18 protein-coding genes are annotated in these 19,199 nt (G+C 71.5%); 8 read left to right on the forward strand and 10 right to left on the reverse strand.

The window, feature by feature from the left end; all coding sequences use genetic code 11:
- Nucleotides 1-154 precede the first annotated feature (154 nt).
- Both G6045_RS07465 and G6045_RS07470 read left to right on the forward strand, forming a co-directional pair.
- Complete coding sequence (locus tag G6045_RS07465) at nt 155-472, forward strand: ArsR/SmtB family transcription factor (RefSeq protein WP_165331028.1); 318 nt, start codon at nt 155-157, stop codon at nt 470-472.
- Complete coding sequence (locus G6045_RS07470) at nt 469-1,308, forward strand: SRPBCC family protein (RefSeq protein WP_165331029.1); 840 nt, start codon at nt 469-471, stop codon at nt 1,306-1,308. The genes G6045_RS07465 and G6045_RS07470 overlap by 4 nt, the downstream gene beginning before the upstream one ends.
- A gap of 16 nt (nt 1,309-1,324) precedes the next feature.
- Here G6045_RS07470 and G6045_RS07475 read toward each other — a convergent pair whose 3' ends face one another.
- Nucleotides 1,325-2,182, reverse strand: a complete 858-nt coding sequence (locus G6045_RS07475) for an AraC family transcriptional regulator (protein WP_165331030.1) — start codon at nt 2,180-2,182, stop codon at nt 1,325-1,327.
- A 49-nt stretch (nt 2,183-2,231) separates the two neighbouring features.
- On the opposite strand from G6045_RS07475, the gene G6045_RS07480 reads away from it, so the two are divergent.
- Nucleotides 2,232-2,666, forward strand: a complete 435-nt coding sequence (locus tag G6045_RS07480; RefSeq protein ID WP_235967665.1) for a DUF2000 domain-containing protein — start codon at nt 2,232-2,234, stop codon at nt 2,664-2,666.
- Between the two features lie 12 nt (nt 2,667-2,678).
- Here the strand turns inward: G6045_RS07480 and G6045_RS07485 are convergent, their stop codons facing one another.
- Together G6045_RS07485 and G6045_RS07490 are read right to left on the reverse strand one after the other, a co-directional pair.
- A complete protein-coding gene (locus G6045_RS07485; RefSeq protein WP_165331032.1) occupies nt 2,679-2,912 on the reverse strand; it encodes a hypothetical protein in 234 nt (77 codons plus the stop codon).
- Nucleotides 2,913-3,128: 216 nt separating this feature from the next.
- Nucleotides 3,129-3,659 carry a CchlQ gene (locus G6045_RS07490; protein ID WP_165331033.1) on the reverse strand — a complete coding sequence of 177 codons (531 nt, stop codon included), beginning with the start codon at nt 3,657-3,659 and terminating at the stop codon, nt 3,129-3,131.
- 177 nt (nt 3,660-3,836) lie between these two features.
- Here G6045_RS07490 and G6045_RS07495 point away from each other — a divergent pair, with 177 nt between their 5' ends.
- Together G6045_RS07495 and G6045_RS07500 are read left to right on the forward strand one after the other, a co-directional pair.
- A complete protein-coding gene (locus G6045_RS07495; RefSeq protein ID WP_165331034.1) occupies nt 3,837-4,793 on the forward strand; it encodes an esterase/lipase family protein in 957 nt (318 codons plus the stop codon).
- Between the two features lie 117 nt (nt 4,794-4,910).
- Nucleotides 4,911-5,942 carry a hypothetical protein gene (locus tag G6045_RS07500; protein ID WP_165331035.1) on the forward strand — a complete coding sequence of 344 codons (1,032 nt, stop codon included), beginning with the start codon at nt 4,911-4,913 and terminating at the stop codon, nt 5,940-5,942.
- A gap of 77 nt (nt 5,943-6,019) precedes the next feature.
- Here G6045_RS07500 and G6045_RS07505 read toward each other — a convergent pair whose 3' ends face one another.
- The 3 genes from G6045_RS07505 to G6045_RS07515 form a co-directional block, all read right to left on the reverse strand.
- Nucleotides 6,020-7,948, reverse strand: a complete 1,929-nt coding sequence (locus tag G6045_RS07505; protein WP_165331036.1) for an ABC transporter permease — start codon at nt 7,946-7,948, stop codon at nt 6,020-6,022.
- Between the two features lie 81 nt (nt 7,949-8,029).
- Nucleotides 8,030-8,821, reverse strand: a complete 792-nt coding sequence (gene modA, locus G6045_RS07510; RefSeq protein WP_165331037.1) for a molybdate ABC transporter substrate-binding protein — start codon at nt 8,819-8,821, stop codon at nt 8,030-8,032.
- Nucleotides 8,822-8,912: 91 nt separating this feature from the next.
- On the reverse strand, nt 8,913-9,308 hold the full coding sequence (locus G6045_RS07515) for a TOBE domain-containing protein (RefSeq protein WP_165331038.1): 396 nt from the start codon (nt 9,306-9,308) through the stop codon (nt 8,913-8,915).
- Between the two features lie 232 nt (nt 9,309-9,540).
- Here G6045_RS07515 and G6045_RS07520 point away from each other — a divergent pair, with 232 nt between their 5' ends.
- Together G6045_RS07520 and G6045_RS07525 are read left to right on the forward strand one after the other, a co-directional pair.
- On the forward strand, nt 9,541-9,885 hold the full coding sequence (locus G6045_RS07520; RefSeq protein WP_165331039.1) for a YciI family protein: 345 nt from the start codon (nt 9,541-9,543) through the stop codon (nt 9,883-9,885).
- A gap of 1 nt (nt 9,886) precedes the next feature.
- Entirely contained in the window at nt 9,887-11,134 is a 1,248-nt protein-coding gene (locus G6045_RS07525) for an RNA polymerase sigma factor (protein WP_165331040.1), read from the forward strand.
- A gap of 17 nt (nt 11,135-11,151) precedes the next feature.
- On the opposite strand, the gene G6045_RS07530 is transcribed toward G6045_RS07525, so the two are convergent.
- Together G6045_RS07530 and G6045_RS07535 are read right to left on the reverse strand one after the other, a co-directional pair.
- Nucleotides 11,152-11,661 (reverse strand): DUF6328 family protein, encoded by a 510-nt coding sequence (locus tag G6045_RS07530; protein ID WP_165331041.1) that lies wholly within the window; start codon nt 11,659-11,661, stop codon nt 11,152-11,154.
- A gap of 159 nt (nt 11,662-11,820) precedes the next feature.
- Nucleotides 11,821-12,711: a hypothetical protein gene (locus G6045_RS07535; protein WP_165331042.1), complete on the reverse strand. Its 891-nt coding sequence runs from the start codon at nt 12,709-12,711 to the stop codon at nt 11,821-11,823.
- A gap of 211 nt (nt 12,712-12,922) precedes the next feature.
- Between G6045_RS07535 and G6045_RS07540 the strand changes: the two genes are divergently transcribed.
- Nucleotides 12,923-13,813, forward strand: coding sequence for a hypothetical protein (locus G6045_RS07540; protein ID WP_165331043.1), 891 nt, complete (start codon nt 12,923-12,925; stop codon nt 13,811-13,813).
- On the opposite strand, the gene G6045_RS07545 is transcribed toward G6045_RS07540, so the two are convergent.
- Both G6045_RS07545 and G6045_RS07550 read right to left on the reverse strand, forming a co-directional pair.
- Entirely contained in the window at nt 13,780-15,102 is a 1,323-nt protein-coding gene (locus G6045_RS07545; protein ID WP_165331044.1) for a M1 family metallopeptidase, read from the reverse strand. The two genes, G6045_RS07540 and G6045_RS07545, sit on opposite strands and share 34 nt — an antisense overlap.
- Nucleotides 15,103-15,170: 68 nt before the next feature.
- Complete coding sequence (locus tag G6045_RS07550; protein WP_165331045.1) at nt 15,171-19,067, reverse strand: Pls/PosA family non-ribosomal peptide synthetase; 3,897 nt, start codon at nt 19,065-19,067, stop codon at nt 15,171-15,173.
- Nucleotides 19,068-19,199 lie beyond the last annotated feature (132 nt).

The following is a 19,199-nucleotide window of genomic DNA, read 5'->3' on the forward strand; positions in this document are numbered from 1 at the left end:
GTTCATCCGTGGTCCCCCTCACGCTCCCGCGCGCCCGGGGTACGGCTCGCGCTGAGTTACGCCGGATGGGCTCGCAGTACGTCCCCGGCGTCAGAAGACGCGCCCATCCGTACATGCCATTGCGGCTATATAACCAAGGAGGTATTTTCGAGATATGCCCATACCGTTCGATGTGCTCGCCGAACCCCAGCGCCGACGCATCCTGGACCTGCTCCTTGAGCGCCCCCGCCTGGTCGGCGAGCTGACCGCCGAGCTCGGCCTGAGCCAGCCCGGCACCTCCAAGCACCTGCGGGTGCTGCGCGAGGCCGGTCTGGTGCGCGTACGGCAGGACGCGCAGCGCCGCTGGTACGAGCTGCGCCCCGAGCCCCTCGCCGAACTCGACGCATGGCTCGCGCACTACCGGCACCTGTGGTCGGCGAGCTTCGACCGCCTCGAACGCCATCTCGACCAGCTGAAGGACGACGCGCCATGAACCCCGAAGCCGACACCCTCACCACCGCCGACGGCCGCAACGCCCTGGTGATGCGGCGCAGGCTCGCCCATCCCCCGGCCGCGGTCTGGGCGGCCGTCACCGAACCGAAGCAGCTCGCCCAGTGGTTTCCGTCCGAGGTCTCCGTCGAGCTGAAGCCCGGCGGCACGGTGGGTTTCCACTTCCCCGGCGAGGACGGCCCCGGAATGACGGGCCGGGTCACCGACGCCGACGAACCGCACGTGTTCGCGTTCACCTGGGGCGAGGACCATCTGCGCTGGGAGATCACGCCCGAGGGCGAGGGTTCACTGCTCACGCTCACCCACACCTTCGGCGACCGCTTCGGCGGGGCGAGCTTCGCCTCCGGCTGGCATCTGTGCCTCACGGCGCTCGGCCAGGTCCTCGACGGGGTGCCCGTGGACGTCGAGCCGGACCGGGGCGAGCTGCACGAGGCGTATCTGGAGCAGTTCGATCTGGGCCGCGGTGAGATCGACGGCACGACGGTCCGCTTCGAGCGTCAGCTGCTGCGGCCCGCGGACGGCGTCTGGTCCGAACTGGCCGGCGGAGCTCCGGTGTCGGAAGGGTCCGCCGTTCCGCAGGGCTTCACGGCGCCCGCGTACGAGCAAGGCCATGTGACCGAAGTACGGGAGCCCGAGGTGCTCTCCTATCGGACGCCGTCGGGTGAGCTCGTCCGCTGGAAGTTCGGCGCGGGCACCGGCCACGGGGCCCGGCTGGTCCTCACCGTGGACGGGTCCGGCGATCCGCGGCATGCCCGGGACGCCTGGCATGAGCGGATCGAGCGGCTCGCGGCGCGGATGCTGGACATCGCCGCTTCCTGAACGGAGTTCGGCCGGCTCAGCGCGACCGTGCGTAGCGCCCCGGGGTCGTCCCGACCACGCGTTTGAAGTGACGTGTGAGATGGGGCTGGTCGTAGAAGCCGGCTGCCGCTGCCGTCTCGCCCGGAGGGTGGCCGGCGAGGAGCAGTCGGCGGGCGTGGTCGATGCGGCGCGACATCAGGTACTGGTGCGGGGCGATACCGAACGCGCCGCTGAACGCCCGTATGAGATGGGTGGAGTGGGCGCCGAACTGCCGCGCCGCTTCGTCCAGGGCGATGCCCTCCACGTGGCGCGCGTCGAGAAGTTCGCGCAGCCGGTGGGCGAGGGTGCGGTCGGTGGGCCCAGTGGCGGGGAGCAGGTGGGGGCGCAGATGGCCGCGGAGCCGTTCACCGATCAGGGCGAGCCGGCTTTCGGCTTCCAGTTCGTCGCCGGGGCGGCCGAGCGCGGTGTGCAACCGGCCGATGCGGCTGCGCAGCGCGGGGTCGCGCAGATCCGGGCTGTCCACCGCGGCGCCGATCAGTGAGCGGTCCAGGTGGGACTCGTCCAGGTAGAGGACACGTTTGCGGAAGCCCTGCGGGGTGGCTGCGGAGCCGTTGTGCGGCACGTCCGGGGGCAGCAGCGAGACGGTGTCGCCGGGGATGCCGTGCTCGTGCCGGTCCAGGTCGTAGCGGACCGCTCCCTCGTCGACGATCAGCAGGGCCCAGGCGTCGTGCACATGCATCGGATACGCGTGCTCCGTGAAGCGTGCGTGGAAGACCTCGACCACGCCCTCGACCTGGGGGCGCCATGCGGTGATGTGCTGTCCGGACGCCGCGTCCAGGGGCGGGTGCGCACGTCCCGCCTGCGGCGGCGCCGAGGGCTGCGGTTCGGTCGCCATGCAAGGAACGTACAAGACCGGGCAGCGGGCCGTTCGGCAGTCTCATGGCATGGACAACGACACCACCGCACCCATGCGTTTCGACACGAAGATCGCCATCCTGCTGCGGGAGGACCTGGAGACCTGGCAGCGGCTGAATGTGACCGCGTTCCTGGTGAGCGGGCTGGGCAGCGAGGCCGGCGAGGTGATCGGCGAGCCGTACGAGGACGCCGACTCCACCCCGTATCTGCCGATGTTCCGTCAGCCGGTCATGGTGTTCGAGGGCAGTAAGGAGACGATGACCGCCGCACACGGCAAGGCGCTCGCCCGGGGCCTGAAGGTCGCGGTGTTCACCTCGGATCTGTTCGCCACCGGCAACGACCGCGACAATCGCGCGGCTGTGCGCGCCGTGCCGCGTGACCAGCTCGATCTGGTGGGGATCGCGGTGTACGGGCCGCGCAATGCGGTGGACAAGGCCCTCAAGGGTGCCCGGATGCACCCCTGAGGGCGGGGCCCGTCAGTCCTGGCGGCGCCATTCGGCCACCAGGTGGGGGCGGCCGTCGGCTCCCGTGACGGTGTGCCAGCGGGCCTGCGGCTTGCCGAAGCCGCGGCGGACGGGCACCGACCGGACGACGCTCTGCTCCAGTGGTGCGTCGGCGAGACGGGCGATGACGCGGGCCAGGGCGCGTCGCCAAGCACGGGGAGCGAGCAGGGAGTTGAGGCGTACGGGGTGGTGGAAGACGGCTGCCATGACGGCACCTCCATGGGTACGTGCGGCTCTCGGCCGGCGCACGCGGAGGTGCTGGTGCTCAGGGGAGCTGCTCGGCCGGGAGCGGGGTGTGGGTGACATGGATGAGTCGATGCCGACTCGGACTGTTGGAGTCCATGACCGCCCCCTTCCCTCGGGCTCGACGGTGCCCCCATACTTGCACATTGACGCAACAAAGCGCAAAGCGGACAGGCTCGTCTATGCGGCCGACGTGCACAGCTCGCAGCGGTCCCGGCCGTCCCAGCGCTGCCAGCCGAACTCGGCCGGGGCGAGCGCCTTGCCGTCCAACTCGCCGCGCACCGCGACCCGGTAGCCCCAGACGGAGCCGATATAGGAGTGGTATGCGTCGTGGTACGCGGCCGAGTCCGGCTCGGCTCCTTCGCCCACCGTCCGCTGCAGTCGGCGCAGTTGCTCGAACATGGCCTGTCCCGCACCGGCCACTTGGGTGCTCGCGTCGATGAAGAGCCGTTCGCGCGCCTCGTAGATCCCTGAGGCGGTGAGCGCGGTACGCGACTCCCCTGCCCGCTCCTCGCGCGGAGTGCTCTGCAGGGCGCGCAGCCGAGAGTGGCAGGTCTCGGCGGCGGCGATGAAGTCCAGGTAGACGGCCCGGCGCCGCTCCCCCAACCCCCGGTCCTGCTCGTGCCGGTGGCGCAGATGGTCGGCCAGTACGGTGCCGGCCATGGCCAGCGAGCCGCCGCTGACGGCGGCGATGAGCGTGCCCCAGTCCACGTGTCCCCCGATCGCGTACCCCGGATCCGCCGGTGATCCAGGGGGCGAATCTACCGCCAGTCGGAGCAGCCCGGGCGGGGAGTGTGCGGGTCGGGGAAGCGACGCGGACATAGATGAGCGGTGATCACGCCGAGCACGGCTGATCGCGTCCGTCCCCGCGCTGCCCCTGGAGCTCTGATGCGACTCCCCCGGATCGTCACCGTCCTCGCCACCTCACTCGCTCTGTCCTTGCCGGTCGCCGCGCCCGCCGCCGCATCGGTCCTGGAGCCGGCCGCCGCCGGCACCTCGTTCTCTTCCCCGCCCTCGGCCTCAGCCGGTAGACAGCTGGACCCCGTCGCCGACGCCAAGCAGCTCGCGACGTCCGGCCTCTCCGGTGCCAACGACTGGGCCTGCAAGCCCTCCGCCGCGCACCCGCGGCCGGTGATCCTCGCGCACGGCACGCTCGCGAACGGTCATGTGTGGGCCAAGACGGCACCTCAGTACAAGGCGGCCGGCTACTGCGTCTTCTCCCTCGATTACGGCAAGGGCGGCGGCATCCTCCAGCTCATCGGCGGCGGCACCGCGCCCGTCGCCAAGTCCGCGAAGCAGCTGGCGGTGTTCGTGGACGGAGTCCTCGCCGCCACCCGGGCCCGGCAGGTGGACATCGTGGGCCACTCGCAGGGCGGGATGATGCCGCGCCAGTACATGAAGTTCGAGGGCGGTCAGCAGAAGGTGCACACCCTGGTCGGGCTCGGACCGTCCAACCACGGTTCGCAGTCGCCGGTCGTCGAGGGCCTCCTCAGGGACCAGCCGTGGCTGGCGGCGCTGCTCAATCTCATCGGCGGCGTGGTCTCCGATGTGACCTGCCCGGCGTGCGGCGACCAGATCGCCGGGTCCGCCTTCCTGCAGAAGCTCAACGCCGGCGGGGACACGCTGCCGGGCGTCAGGTACACGGTGATCGCCTCGCGCTATGACACGGGCGTCACCCCGTACAACGGGCAGTTCCTGAAGGGAGCGGGCGTGTCCAACATCCTGATGCAGGACGTCTGTCCGTGGAACTTCGCGTCGCACAGCGATCTGGACGAGGACCCCCTCGCCCTGCGGCTCGCGCTCAACGCACTGGATCCGGAGCACGCGGTGAAGCCGGCCTGCTGACGGGAGCGGGGCACGCGGCGCGGGCTGCGCGGCGTGCCCCCTGCGCCCGATATGCTGCGGGTTTGCCCGCCGCGGCGGCGGGTGCACAAACTCCCGCGACCCTCAGGAGACGCACCGGTGACCCTTGCCATTCCTGCCCCCGAAGTGCCCTCACAGACCGTCGAGGCCGCGCCCGTACCCGAGACGATCGCGCAGGACGCCCGGGAGTTCGGCGCCTATGCGCGGACCGGCGGCTGGACCTTCGCCCTGAAGGTGGCGCGCAGCGTGCGCCCCGGCGGGCAGAGTGCCGAGGACAGCGACAAGGTGTCGGCGAAGCGTTTCGCCGAGCTCGCGGGGTGCTCGCCGGAGCGGGTGATGCGGTTCTACAAGGCCTGGGACGTCGCCGCCGACGACGGTCTGGTGCCGCAGTTCGAGACGCTCCAGCCGGGCGTGGACGTGGAACTCCCGGAAGCGGATGTGTGGTTGAGCTACTACAGCTCCCGCTCCAGCGCCACGTCCGTACGCGGCTCAGCGATCACCGCGGCCGCCGAGGCGGAGGGCATCCGTCCGACCAAGGCCCTCGAGGTCGCCGAGAACCCGACCGCACTGAGGGCCGCGATCCTCGCCGACCCGAGTACGGCGCAGGCGGCCCGCTCGGCGCTGCTCGACCGGATCGAGGAGGACGACGCGCTGCGCAGCGCCCTGGCCCGTGATGTGGCCGCGCGCGAGGAGCTGAAGAAGGCGGTCGCCGGGGAGACCAAGGTGTCCGACCGTATCGAGTTCGTCCGCCAGGTCGCCGAGGGCGGTCAGGTCAAGACGCCCGCGGGTCAGGTCATCGAGGCCCCGGCCGAGCTCCGCCAGGAGGCCGAACGTCATCTGTCGCTGCTCGACGAGCTGGACGAGGGCGACGAGGCCGGGGAGTGGGCGGCCGAGGCGTACGGCACGGTGAAGACGCTGATCCAGGAGACCGTCGAGGCGGATCCGGAGCTGCGGGTCGCCGAGCGGCGCACGAAGTTCTACTCCAGCCTCAGCAAGGCGACGAAAGTGTTCGAGGAGCTGACCTTCGACGACGCCGATGAGTTCTATGAGGACGAGATGGTGGCGCGGCTGGAGGAGCTGCAGGGGGCGCTTGCGGTGTGCATCGAGGCTTTGCGCAAGGCTGCTGGCTGAGATTCGGGTGGGGTGTCGGGTGCGGGTGGGTGTGTGGCGGTCGGGTTCGTGGCGCCTGCGGCGGGCCGCGGCCGCGGCTAGACCACCAGCGTGACCTCCGTCGCCTTCACGCTCGTGTAGACCGGCACCCCGTCCGCCAAGTGCAGTTCGGCGGCCGCCTGGGGCGTGATCTCGGCGACCAGGTCCGGTGCGTCCTCCGCGCCGACCAGGACGCGCATCCGGCTGCCGACGATGGTGATCTCGCGCACGGTGCCCTGCCAGACGTTGCGCGGGCTGCCCTCGGGCCGCTCGCGGTGCAGTGAGACGGCCTCGGGCGCGATGATCGCGAGGGCCTGGGTCCCGGCCTCGGCCGGGTCGGCCAGGACGAGGCGGCCGCCGTCCGCCAGGGTGAGGCTGCCGTCCTCGGCGACGGTCCCGGCGAGCGCGTTGCGGCCCAGCATCCTCGCCACCCACGGCGAGCGCGGGTGCCGGGACACCTCGGCGGGGGGCGCGTCCTGGAGGGTGCGGCCCTCTTCGAGTACGAGGACGCGGTCGGCCAGCGAGACGGCCTCGACCGGGTCGTGCGTGACGATCAGACACACGCCGCCGAACCCGGACAGATGCGTGCGCAGCGTGTGGCGGACATGCGCGCGGGTCGTCTGGTCGAGTGCCGCGAGGGGTTCGTCGAGCAGCAGCAGCCGCGGGCTCGGCGCCAACGCCCGGGCCAGCGCGACCCGTTGGGCTTGGCCGCCGGAGAGCTGGCCGGGCTTGCGGTGGGCGAGGTGGCCCACGCCGAGCCGGTCGAGCCACTGCTGTGCGGTGCGCCGTGCCTCGCCGCGCCGTACGCCCTGGGCCCTGAGCCCGTACGCCGTGTTGGCGAGGGCGCTGAGGTGCGGGAAGAGCGCGCCGTCCTGCGGCACCCAGGCGACGCCCCGCTGGTGCGGGGCCAGCTTCGTGACGTCGAGGTCACCCAGGCGCAGTTCGGCCCGGGCGCGCGGGGTCAGGCCGAGCAGAGCCCGCAGGAGCGTGGTCTTGCCGGCGCCGTTGGGTCCGACGACGGCGATGGTGGTGCCGGGCTCGGCGTCGAGGGTGAGCCGGGTGAAACCGGTGACGTCGGCGTGCAGCGGCCACTTGGCCACCGGGACGGGCGGCGGTTCGAGGGGCGTGGGCTCACCGGCCGTGTCGGCCGGTGCCGCCTGCTTCCCGTTCCTCGGCCGGCCCGTCGGTGTGCCGGTGAAGCGTCCGCGCAGCGACACGAGGACGGCCATGGCGACCGCGAGCAGCAGCAGCGATACGGAGGTGGCCGCCTCGGGTTCGTCCTGGAGCAGCAGATACACCTGGAGCGGCAGGGTCTGGGTGGTGCCGGGCAGATTGCCGGCGAAGGTGATGGTGGCGCCGAACTCGCCCAGGGCCCGCGCCCAGGTGAGGGCGGCGCCGGCGACGAGACCGGGCGCGACCATCGGCATGGTGACCGTCCAGAACACCTTCAGCGGTGAGGCGCCCAGCGACGCCGCCGTCTCCTCGTACGAAGGACGCAGCCCGGCGAGCGCGCCCTCCAGGCTGATGACCAGGAACGGCATGGAGACGAAGGTGGCCGCGACGACGGCGCCCGAGGTGTGGAACGGCAGCGTGATGCCGAACCAGTCCTCGAGCCAAGGACCGAGCAGCCCGCGCCGCCCGAACCCGAGCAGCAGCGCCACCCCGCCCACGGTCGGCGGCAGCACCATGGGCAGCAGCACGAGCGAGCGGACGAACGCCTTGCCGCGGAAGTCGACGCGGGCCAGCAGCCAGGCCAGCGGGACGCCGAGGACGAGTGAGAGCGCGAGGGACCAGAGCGAGACGACGAGCGAGAGCCGCAGCGCTTCGGTCACTCCCGGGCTGCTCAGGTGCGTGCCGAGTTCGCCCCACGAGGTGCGCACGAGAATGCCGATCAGCGGGATCAGCAGGAACGCGATCGCGAGCAGGGCGGGCACGGCGAGCGCCACAGGGGTGCGGCGGCCGGGAGGGGCGGGGCGCTGGCGGCTCATGGCGTCGTCCGGGGTGAGGTGCTGAGCGGATTACGGCTGGTCTGATGAGGGCTGTCTGGTCGGTACGGCCGGCTGGTCTGATTACGGCTTCTGGAATCCGGCGTCCGCGAGGATCTTCTGCGCCTCGGCGCCGCTGAGCCATTTCACGAACGCGGCGGCGGCGTCGCTGTGTTCGGAGACCTTGAGGGTGGCGGCCGGGTAGGCGGCGATGGCGTTCTGCGCGTCGGGGATGTCGATGCCCTCGGCCTTGCCGTCGGCGGCCGCGATGTCGGTCTTGTAGACGAGGCCGGCGTCGGCTTCGCCGAGTTCGACCTTGCTGAGCACCGCGCGCACATTGGGCTCCTGCGAGACCGGCTTGACGTCGACGTTCTGCTGGTCGAGCACCTGCTGGCTGTAGCGGCCGACGGGGACCTCCGGGGCGGCGAGGACCACCTTGAGGTCGCCCTTCGCCAGGTCGTTCAGGTCCTTGATGTTCTTCGGGTTGCCCTTGCCGGCGGCGATGACCAGCCGGTTCTTGGCGATGACGGTCGGGGTGCCGGTGTCGGACTTCAGGCCGTCCATCGTCTTCTCGTCCGCGGTGACCAGGGCATCGGCGGGCGCACCCTGCTTCACCTGGGCGGCGAGATCCTGGGACCCGGCGAAGGAGAACTTCACCGTGGTCCCCGGGTGTGCCTTCTCGTACGCGGCTCCGGCGGTCTTGAACACATCGGTGAGCGAGGCCGCGGCGAGCACGGTCAGCTCGGTCTTCTGTCCCTCACCGCCGGCGTTCTCCGTCCCGCCGCCTTCCTCCCCGCCGCATGCGGCGAGCGGGAGCAGCAGCGCCGCGGTGAGGGCGCAGGCGGCTGCGCGGCGCGGAGTGAGGGCGATCGTCATCTGGTGGCACTCCTTGTACGGCACCGGGTGCGGTGCGAGCGGTGGTGATGGGTGCGCCGGGGACGGACGGCGTGCGCACCCGAGCTGCGGCTCAGGTGCGGTCGATGTGCACGTTGGTCGACTTCACACGGGCGGTGGCCTGCATGCCGACTTCGAGGCCGAGCTCCTCGACGGCCTCTCGGGTCAGCAGGGAGACGAGGCGGTGGGGTCCGGCCTGGATCTCGACCTGGGCGGCCACGTCGCCGAGCTTCACGGCCGTGACGATCCCGGGGAAGGCGTTGCGGGCGGAGGTGTACGAGGTCTCCTCGTCACTGTGGGCGCCCTGGCCGACCTCGACCGAGAACGCGGCAAGGGCGCGGCCCTCGATGAGCCGGCGCCCGCCTTCGTCGCGATGGGTCTCGACGCGTCCGGCGTCCGCCCAGCGGCGGACGGTGTCGGCGCTGACGCCGAGGAGACGGGCCGCCTGCCCGATGGTGTACGACTGCATGTGCGTCAAAGTAGGCCCGTACTGGCCGCATCTGCAAGCCTCGGCCGCACAGTGGAGCGCAGATGCGAGGTTCCCCCATGGTCACCCGGCGTCATTGTGGACGATCGCCCAAGGGCTTGGCGCGAGATCGTTGCGGTGCCGGTGTCGAAAACCCGTGGACGCGTTCGTATAGAGGGGGAAGAGGGAGAGGAGACCGGCGCCGGGCCGGCCCGCCCTCGGCAAGGAGCCGACCATGCCGCAGTACCTGCTCAGCATCTACCAGCCCGCCGAAGGCACCCCGTCGCCGGAAGAACTGGAGCCCGTGGTCCGCGCTCTTGAAGCGCTGAACGCCGAGATGCAGTCCGCCGGCGCCTGGGTCTTCGCCGACGGCCTGCACGAGCCGGGCACCGCCACCGTCGTACGGGCCTCAGGTAGCGGCGCCGCCCTGCTGACCGACGGCCCGTTCGCCGAGGCCAAGGAGGTGCTCGGCGGCATCACCATCGTGCGGGCACCTGATCTGGACGCCGCCCTGAGCTGGGGCGAGAAGCTGGCCCGCGCCACCACGCTGCCCGTCGAAGTACGGCCGTTCCAGAGCTGACATGCCGCCGACCGCCTCGGAGATCGACCGCGTGTTCCGTCAGGAGTACGGACGCGCAGTCGCCTCCCTGACCCGCTTCTTCGGCGATCTCGACCTCGCCGAGGAAGCCGTCCAGGACGCGTTCACGACCGCTGTGCAGAAGTGGCCGGAGACCGGTCTGCCGCCCAGCCCTGCCGGATGGATCATCACCACCGCACGCAACCGCGCCGTCGACCGTCTGCGCCGGGAAGCCTCACGTACCCCTCGCCACGTCCAGGCGGCGCTGCTGCACGCGGACGACGAGCCCGCCGAGGAGGGCGCCGTGCCCGACGACCGGCTCCGGCTGATCTTCACCTGCTGCCACCCGGCCCTGGCGACCGACGCCCAGGTGGCCCTCACGCTGCGCCTCCTGGGCGGACTCGACACGGCCGAGATCGCCCGTGCCTTCCTGGTGCCGGAAACGACCATGGCCCAGCGCCTGGTGCGGGCCAAGCGGAAGATCCGTGCCGCCCGCATCCCGTATCGCGTCCCGGACGAGGCGGACCTTCCGGACCGGCTGCAGGCGGTCCTGGCCGTGCTCTACCTGATCTTCAACGAGGGATACGCGACCGGCTCGGGCGACCGGCTCGTCCGCGACGACCTGTGCCTCGAAGCCCTGCGTCTTGCCCGGCTCCTTGCCGCGCTGATGCCGGACGAGCCCGAGGTCCTCGGCCTGCTCGCGCTGACGCTGCTCATCGGGGCACGTCGAGCGGCCCGCACCGACGCCGACGGCGATCTCGTGCTGCTGCCCGACCAGGACCGCGGCCGCTGGGATCACGCGCGCGTCGCCGAGGGCCAGGCACTTGTCCGCCGCTGCCTGCGCCGCAACCAGCCGGGCCCGTACCAGATCCAGGCGGCCATCCAGGCCGTCCACAGCGACGCTCCCACGGCCGACCGCACCGACTGGCATCAGATCCTGCGGCTGTACGACCAGTTGCTGGCCCTGGCCCCCTCGCCGGTCGCGGCACTCAACCGGGCGGTGGCGGTGGCCGAAGTGGCAGGGCCCGCGCAGGCCTTGAAGGCCGTGGACCGGCTGGCGGCGCAGCTCGGCGGGTACCGGCATTTCCACGCCGTACGCGGGGATCTGCTGCAACGGCTCCAGCGGCGGGACGAGGCCGCCGCCGCGTATTCGGCGGCGCTGCGGATGACGGACAACCGTGCCGAGCAGAAGTTCCTGCGCGCGGCCCTGAGGCGTCTCGACGGGGATGCCTCTGCCGGCCCTCCGGGGTGACCAGGCACCCCGTGTCCTCAGTCGTTCGACGACGTGTGGCGGCGCCGGGCCCAGAACGGAAGGGCGAACCAGCACAGGAGGTACCAGCCGACGACGCCGGTCACGAGCCACGGCACTATGCCGTCGTGCAGCGCCACGCGCAGGATCAGCAGGAGGGCGGCGGCGAGCGTGCCGAGCAGCAGGATCAGGCCGGTGAAGACGAGCCGGGAGGCCCAGGTGACGGTCTGCGGCTTGATGCGGCGGCCGGAGACGATCCGGTGGAAGGAGACCGGCCCGATCAGGGCCCCGGTGGCGAGCGAGCCGAGGAGCACGGTGGCGATGTAGATCGCCCGGTCCGTGTCCCCGAGCTCGGTGAAGCGCGGCGTGAACGCGACGGTCAGCAGGAAGCCGAACAGGATCTGGACGCCGGTCTGTGCGACGCGCACCTCTTGGAGCAGTTCCGCCCACTGGCGGTCGGCCCGTTCCTCGGGGGTTTCGTTCCGGCCGTTCCGCAGGCCGGTCCCCGCACCGTTCTCCTGTGTCGTCACGCCGTGCACTCCCTCCGCCCGGGCCGATGCCCCTGACAGGTACCCGGTCCGGCGCAGGTCAGACTTCTCCGGGCCGCTTGCTCGGGCCACGGCACCGTCCAGCCTCGCAGTCGAGGTAGCGACCGGCAAGGCGAGGATCACGTCGCAGGGCCTTCGCGGTCACTGCGCGGACCGGTGAGTCTTCAGGTTGATGGGAGCCCCGCTCAACGCGTCGAGCAGAACCCGCTCCCCCAGCGGCTGCTTCAGCTTCACTGTGACCTCCGTGGTCAGCAGCTGGCTCGTACAGGGGCCGTCGTCGCGGCCGCGCACCGATGCGGTGAGCACGACGTTGTCGCCGGTCTCCAGTGCCCGCACCGCGGGACCGTCGTCGCAGGCGCCGTGCCCGGCGACGACGGTCAGGGAACGTCCGTCCCGGGCCATGGACGCGAGTCCTTGGAGCGGCATCAGGTCGTCGGACTGGTGGGGCGCCGGGGCGATGGGGGCCTTGGCGATGACATCGGGCGCCACGGCCGCACGGATCAGCGGCTGGTCGTACCCCTTGATCGTGAAGTACCAGACGGGGATGTACGCCGGGCCGCGGCTGGTCCTGACCTGCTGCTGGTCCAGCTTCGCCCCGGTGATCGTCAGGCGGGGCTCCTTGCCGGACTGCTCCGTGTGTCCGAAGCGCTCGAAGACCGCCTGGGCCGACTGCACCTCGACCTCGAGCGGCTTGCCGTCACCGCTCTCCCAGCTGATCTGCCCGCTGCTCGTCTCGTCGGGCAGTTCGCTCTGCAGCGTGAACCGCCCTTCTTCATAGGCCATCTTGTCTTCTCCGGAGTGCCAGGCATCCTGCGGGAGCCAAGCCAGCTCCTCGAGCGGGAAGAACCCTTCGTGCCATTGCCGCGCGGCATCCGATCCCCGCCAGGCGTCGGCGACCTGCTGCGCCCGGCTCGTCGGATCACCACCCCCGCTCGGCGCCGTGCCCACGGAGTTGTCTTCGCCGCAGCCTCCGAGGGCCAGCGCCCCGGTCAGCACCAGTGCAAGCGCGCCCAGTAGTTGTCGCGTACGCATGACTCCACCCCTCGCAAGAACCCGGTCACGGCCTCACGCCGTGACGTCGCTTGGACGTGCGGACGGGGCGAAACGTTCGCAGTGAGCCGTGAGAGCGGGCACCGGAGTCGCGACAACCAGCCACATGTGACGATCAGTCGGACGTACAGTGCCGAGAGCATGAGTGCGGGGGCGCGGGGGCGCGGGGCGCGCGCGGTTCGAAGGTAGGGGCATGGACAGCAGCGAGTACGACGAGTACGAGGCCATTGTCAGAGTCCGCAAGGGCGCGCGGTTCGTACGGTCGAGCAGGACGGCGGGCGCGCATCGCGGCATGACGCGTGACCCCGACACCCATCAGGTGGGGCAGGCCGAGCTCTTCCTCAAGGAGAACGAATCGCAGCCGGTGGGGGCCGAACCGCAGGATCGGCTCGACTCCGACCGGCAGGAGTCACAGGCCCGGGACCAGGAGCGTCGGGAGCTCCAGGAGCTTGTCGCCGAAATCCTCGTTCCGATCGTCCTCGAATTGACGAAGAAGGCCGCGCCACACGTCAGGAAGTGGTGGGCCGAACAAGCGTTTCCGGCCATGCGTGCGAAGTGGAGCGAGCGGACGCTCCCGTCCGTGCAGGCCAAGTGGTCCAGCGTGTCGCGAAGCCGCAGGAGTGACCGCCGGGCCGAGCCCACGCGGGACCCGCAGGACCCGCAGGACTCACGGGCCATCGTCCCTCTGTCAGGCGAGCAGCGCACGACCATGAGCGGTACGGAGGCCCAGGAGCGGATCGTCGCGGCGGTGTTGGCCAGGGCCTTCAGCGATGAGCAGCTACGGCTGCTCCGCAACGCCCGGGTCGTGGACGAGGAGCAGGACAGTCCGGTGGAGCTGGGCTCGACCGCCGGACTGACGCCTCAGCGCCTCGGGGAATACGTCGCGTCGATGCTCGAGGCGAACCCTTCCCTGCTCGACGGCGACGCCCTGGCCGAACTCGGGAAATTCGTCGCGAACCTGCACGCCGAGGGCAACCGCGTTCCGCGGACGGTGGAGGGCGGGGCCTGCGGCCCGAGCGGACTCGCACCCGACGGGCGCCGAATCCCGGGTCACGAGGGCAGCTGCGGCAGCCGTCCCTCGTAGAGCCAGGCCTGGAAGAGTTCGTCCAGGGGCCGGTCCGCGTAGCGTTCCACGTGGGCCGCGAACATCGGCGTGGTCACCACGCCGCCGCGGTGGAGCGTGGCCCAGGCGCGCAGCATCTTGAAGAAGGCCACGTCGCCGAGTGCGCAGCGCACCGCGTGCACCGTCAGGCCGCCGCGTTCGTAGAGCCGGTCGTCGAACATCAGCTTGCGGCCGGGGTCGGCGAGTTTCAGATCCTGGGGGCGGCCGGCGAGCGAACGGTGGGCGACGGCGGCGAGTTCATGGGCCATGCGTCCGCCCGAACGCTCCGACCAGAGCCACTCCGCGTACTTCGCGAGTCCCTCGTTGAGCCAGATATGCCGCCAGTCGGCGATCGTGACGCTGTTGCCGAACCATTGGTGGGCGAGCTCATGGGCGACCAGGCGCTCCGAACCCCGGGCGCCGTCCACGTGGTTGGTGCCGAACAGGGACAGGCCCTGTGCCTCGACCGGTACGTCGAGTTCCTCGTCGGCCACCACGACGGCGTACTCGCCGAAGGGGTAGGGCCCGAAGAGGTCCTGGAAGAGGGTCATCATCTGCGGCTGGCGTGCGAAGTCACGGGAGAAGTCCGTGAGCAGATGCGCGGGGAAGTGGCCCGTCTGCGGGATGCCGCCGAGGCCCGGATCGCCGAGCAGCGCGGTCTGGTACTTGCCGATGGACAGACCGACCAGATAGCTCGGCGTGGGCGCCGCCTGCTCGTACAGCCAGGTCGTGGTGGAGGACTTGGTGGTACGGGTGAGCAGCTTGCCGCCGACGACCACCTGGTACGCGGACGGCGTCGTGACGGAGATCTGGTACGCGGCCTTGTCGGCGGGCCGGTCGTTGCACGGGTACCACGAAGGTGCGCCGACCGGCTGGCTGGCGACGAGCGCGCCGTCGGTCAGCTCCTCCCAGCCGAGGCTCCCCCAGGGGCTGTTCACGGGCTTGGGGTTGCCCGAGTAGTGCACCTCGACGGTGAAGGCCTTGCCCGCGGGCAGCGCCTTAGCGGGTCTGACCCGCAGACGGCCACCACGGTGCGTGTAGTGGGCGGCGCGGCCGTCGACGCGGATCCGTCCGATCCGGAAGTCGGCGAGGTTGAGCTGGAACTCGCCGAGCGGGGCGCGGCCCGCGATGGCGCTGATCCGGGCCGTGCCGGCCAGGCGGTTGGGCCCGGGCCGGTAGTCGAGGTCCAGTTCGTAGCGGTGCACCCGGTAGCGGAGGTCGCCGTTGTCCGGGAAGTAGGGGTCCGCTGCCGCCTTCTGGTGCCCGCTCACGCCTGGTCCGCTCCCTGCCCTGTTGCTCGTACGGCGTGCCGCCTCGGCGGACCCCTTGGAGAACAGCGTCAGGGGCGCCAGGCCTCGATCGGGTTGCCGAGCCAGCGGGTGTCCGCCGGCAGCGACTCACCGGCCATCACCAGCGACGCGGGACCCAGGGTGCTCCGGGCACCGACCTCGCTGCCGGGCAGCACGATTCCGCCCGGGCCCAGGGTGGCGCCCTCGCGGAGGACCACAGTATCCGTCCTCAAGATCCGATCGTGGAAGAGGTGCGTCTGCAGGACACAGCCCCGGTTCACGCTGGTCGCGGACTCGAGGGTGACCAGATCCGTCTCGGGCAGCCAGTAACTCTCGCACCACACGCCCCGCCCGATGTGCGCGCCGAGGCCCCGCAGCCACAGGTTCAGGACGGGCGTTCCGGGAACCGCTCCGGCGAGCCACGGTACGGCGAGCATCTCGACGAAGGTGTCGGCGAGTTCGTTGCGCCAGACGAATCCGCACCACAGCGGGTGCTCCCCCGTGCGGTGGCGGCCGACGAGCGCCCACTTGGCGACGACCGACACCAGGCAGGCGAGCGCTCCCGCGGCGAGCAGCACGGCGCCGCTGAGCAGGGCGGCGAGCCAGAGCCCGTACGAGGCGAGGAAGGCGAGCAGACCGGCGGTCAGGACGAGGAGTGCGGCCGAGCAGAACACGGGGACGATCCGGCACAGTTCGACCAGCGCGCGGGCCAGGCGCAGGCCGAGCGGCGGCGCATAGGTGCGGCTGTCGTCCGAGTCGGCGGCCGACCGCGGCAGTTTCACCGGCGGCAGCCCCAGGTACGAACTGCCCTTCTTGGCCTTCTTCGGGGTCGCCGAGAGGACACCGACGAGTCCGTCGTCGGGCACGCTGCGCCCCGGAGCGGTCATCCCCGAGTTGCCGAGGAAGGCCCGCCGTCCGATCTCGGCGCGTCCGATCCGCACCCAGCCGCCGCCGAGTTCGTACGGGGCGGTCAGGGTGTCGTCGGCGAGGAACGCGCCCTCGCCGACCGTGGTGAGGCTGGGCAGCGCGAGGACGGTGGAGACCTCCGCGCCCCGGCCGATCCGCATGCCGAGCAGCCGCATCCACACGGGCGTCACGAGACCCGCGTACAGCGGGAAGAGGGTCTGCCGGGAGAGGTCCATGAGCTGCGTGACGGTCCACGCCTGCCAGCCGATGCGGCTGTGTGTGGGGCGGGTTCCGGTGCGCAGACCGAGGCTGAGGACGCGTACACCGACGAGGATCACGGCGGCATACGTGAGACCGAACGCGAGCGTCGCGGGGACGAGCGCGAGGGCGGCGCCCCGGGCGGCCTCGGCGAGTGTGGCGTCGGCCGGCACGAACTCCTGGGCGACGAGCAGCGCGGGCACGGCGGCGGCGACCGGGAGCAGGCTGAGCGCGATCCCGGTCAGGCCGTACATCGCGCGCCAGTGCACGGCCCGTGGTGGCCGGTTCTTCGGCCAGTCCCGCTTGGCCTTGCCGAGCTTCTCGGCGGGCGAACCGGCCCAGCGCTGACCGGTGGGGACCTGTGCGCGCACGGCCGAACCGGGGGCGACTTCCGCGCGCTTGCCGATGCGGGCGCCCGGGAACAGGATGCTGCGCGTGCCGACGACCGCGCCGGCGCCGACCTTGACCGTGCCGATGTGCAGCCGGTCGCCGTCCAGCCAGTGCCCGGACAGGTCGACTTCGGTCTCCACGGCGCAGCCGCGGCCGAGCTTGAGCAGTCCGGTGACGGGCGGCAGCGAGTGCAGATCGACGTCGGAGCCGACCTTGGCGCCGAGCGCGCGTGCGTACCGCTCGAGCCAGGATCCGGTCAGGGAGGTCGCGCCGCTGTACTCGGCGAGGCGTTCGGCGGTCCACAGCCTCAGATGGACGCTGCCGCCGCGGGGATACGTGCCGGGCACGACGCCTCTGAGCAGGAGCCGGGCTCCGCCGGCCGAGATCAGCAGACGGCCGGGAGGGGTGAACAGGACGAGGGAAGCGGCGCCGATCAGCCACCAGGACGCGGAAGGCGCCCAGGGGTAGGCGCCGAACCAGTGCAGCACGTTGCCGAGCGCGGCGAGCGCGACCGTCCAGCGCAGTCCCATCAGGGTGAACAGCGGCAGGATCAACAGCAGTTGGGCCACTTGGGCGCGGACCGGCACGGGCTTGATCTCGCGTGCCTTGCCGTCGTCCTGGACGGACTTCTCCAGGCGCCGGGCCAGTTTGCGCAGGACGGGCCGCTCATAGAGGTCGAGCACGGCGGCGCTCGGGTAGCGCTCGCGCAGCCGGGTGGTGAGCTGCGCGGCGGCCAGGCTGTTGCCGCCGATAGCGAAGAAGTCGTCCGACGCGCTGGTCACCGGGATGCCGAGGGTCTCGCTCCACTGCTCGGCGAGCCAAGCCTCCGTGCCGTACAACTGCTCGCCGCGGCCAGACGTTTCCAGCTCGGGCAGCGGCCACGGCAGGGCGTTGCGGTCGACCTTGCCGGAGGTGCGGGTGGGCAGGTCGGCGACCGGGGCGAGCAACGGGACGAGCGCGGCGGGCAGTTCGGCCCGCAGCTTCTCGACGGCGCTCGCGTGGTCGAAGTCGTCCTGCGTGACGATGTAGCCGACGAGCAGCTGGTTGCCGCTGCGTGCGCTGCGCACGGCGGCGGCCGCGCCCGCGACGCCGGGCAGGGCCTGGAGGGCGGTGTCGACCTCGCCGAGTTCGATCCGGCGGCCGCCGAGCTTGATCTGCTCGTCGCTGCGGCCGAGGAAGATCAGGCCCTCGGGTTCGGCCTTCACCAAGTCACCGCTGCGGTACGCGCGCTGCCAGCCCATCGATTCGAGCGGCGCGTATTTCTCGGCGTCCTTCTCGGGGTCGAGGTAGCGGGCGAGGCCCGCGCCGCCGATGACGAGCTGACCGCTCTCCCCCATCGGTACGGGGCGGCCCTGGTCGTCCACGACGACGAGTTCCCAGCCGTTCAGGGGAAGCCCGATACGGATGGGCTCCTCGCCGGTCATCAGGGCGGCGCAGGCGACGACGGTCGCCTCGGTGGGGCCGTAGGTGTTCCAGACCTCGCGGCCCTCGGTGACCAGGCGCTGGGCGAGTTCGGGCGGGCAGGCCTCGCCGCCGAAGATCAGCAGGCGGACGTCGTTGAGGGTTTCCGGCTCCCACAGCGCGGCGAGCGTGGGCACCGTGGAGACGACGCTGATCTCCTGCTCGACCAGCCACGGGCCGAGGTCGGCGCCGCTGCGGACCTGGGAGCGGGGCACGGGGACGAGACAGGCGCCGTAGCGCCAGGCGAGCCACATCTCCTCGCAGGAGGCGTCGAACGCGACGGAGAGGCCGGCCATCACGCGGTCGCCGGGGCCGATCGGGTCCTCCGTGAGGAACAGGGCGGCTTCGGCGTCCACGAAGGCGGCGGCACTGCGGTTGCTCACGGCGACGCCCTTGGGCTTGCCGGTGGAACCGGAGGTGAAGATGATCCACGCGTCGTCGTCGAGGCCGGGGCGGGCGGCGGGGACGTCGGCGGGCTTGTCGACGGTGAAGCTGTGGCCGGCGCCGATGACGGTCCGTACGCCGGCCTCGCCGAACACCAACTCGGCGCGCTCGTCCGGGTCTTCGGCGTCGACGGGTACGTAGGCGGCGCCCGCGGCGATGACGGCGAGGATCGCGGTGTACAGCTCGTTGGTGCCGCTCGGCACCCGGACGCCGACGCAGTCGCCCCGGCCGACGCCGGCCTCGTCGAGGCGGCGGCGTAGGTCCTCCACCTCTGCGGCCAGGGTGCGGTACGTCAGGCGGCGGGTGCCGTCGTCGAGTGCGAGTTCGTCGGGGTGGGTGCGCACGGTGGCGTCGAGGATGTCGACGAGGGTGCGGGGTGGTGCGGCGGGGCCGGCGGTGAAGTGGGCCGATTCGCCGAGAGTACAGAACTGTTCGCTCAGCTCCGCTTCGAGCAGGGTGAGCTCGGCGTTCGTACCGGTGGCTTCCATCGGGTCCCATCGTCGAGGCCACGGCTTCGCAGGGAGGTGGTGCCGGCTCGGTCCCTGGTATGCCCGGGGTTGTCCGGGGGTGGTCCGAACAACCGGCTTATCCTAGTCGGCTGCTTGGGGGTGGGCCTGTTG

Origin of the sequence: Streptomyces mesophilus, assembly GCF_011044995.1 — a bacterium.
Classification (GTDB): Bacteria; Actinomycetota; Actinomycetes; order Streptomycetales; family Streptomycetaceae; genus Streptomyces; species Streptomyces mesophilus.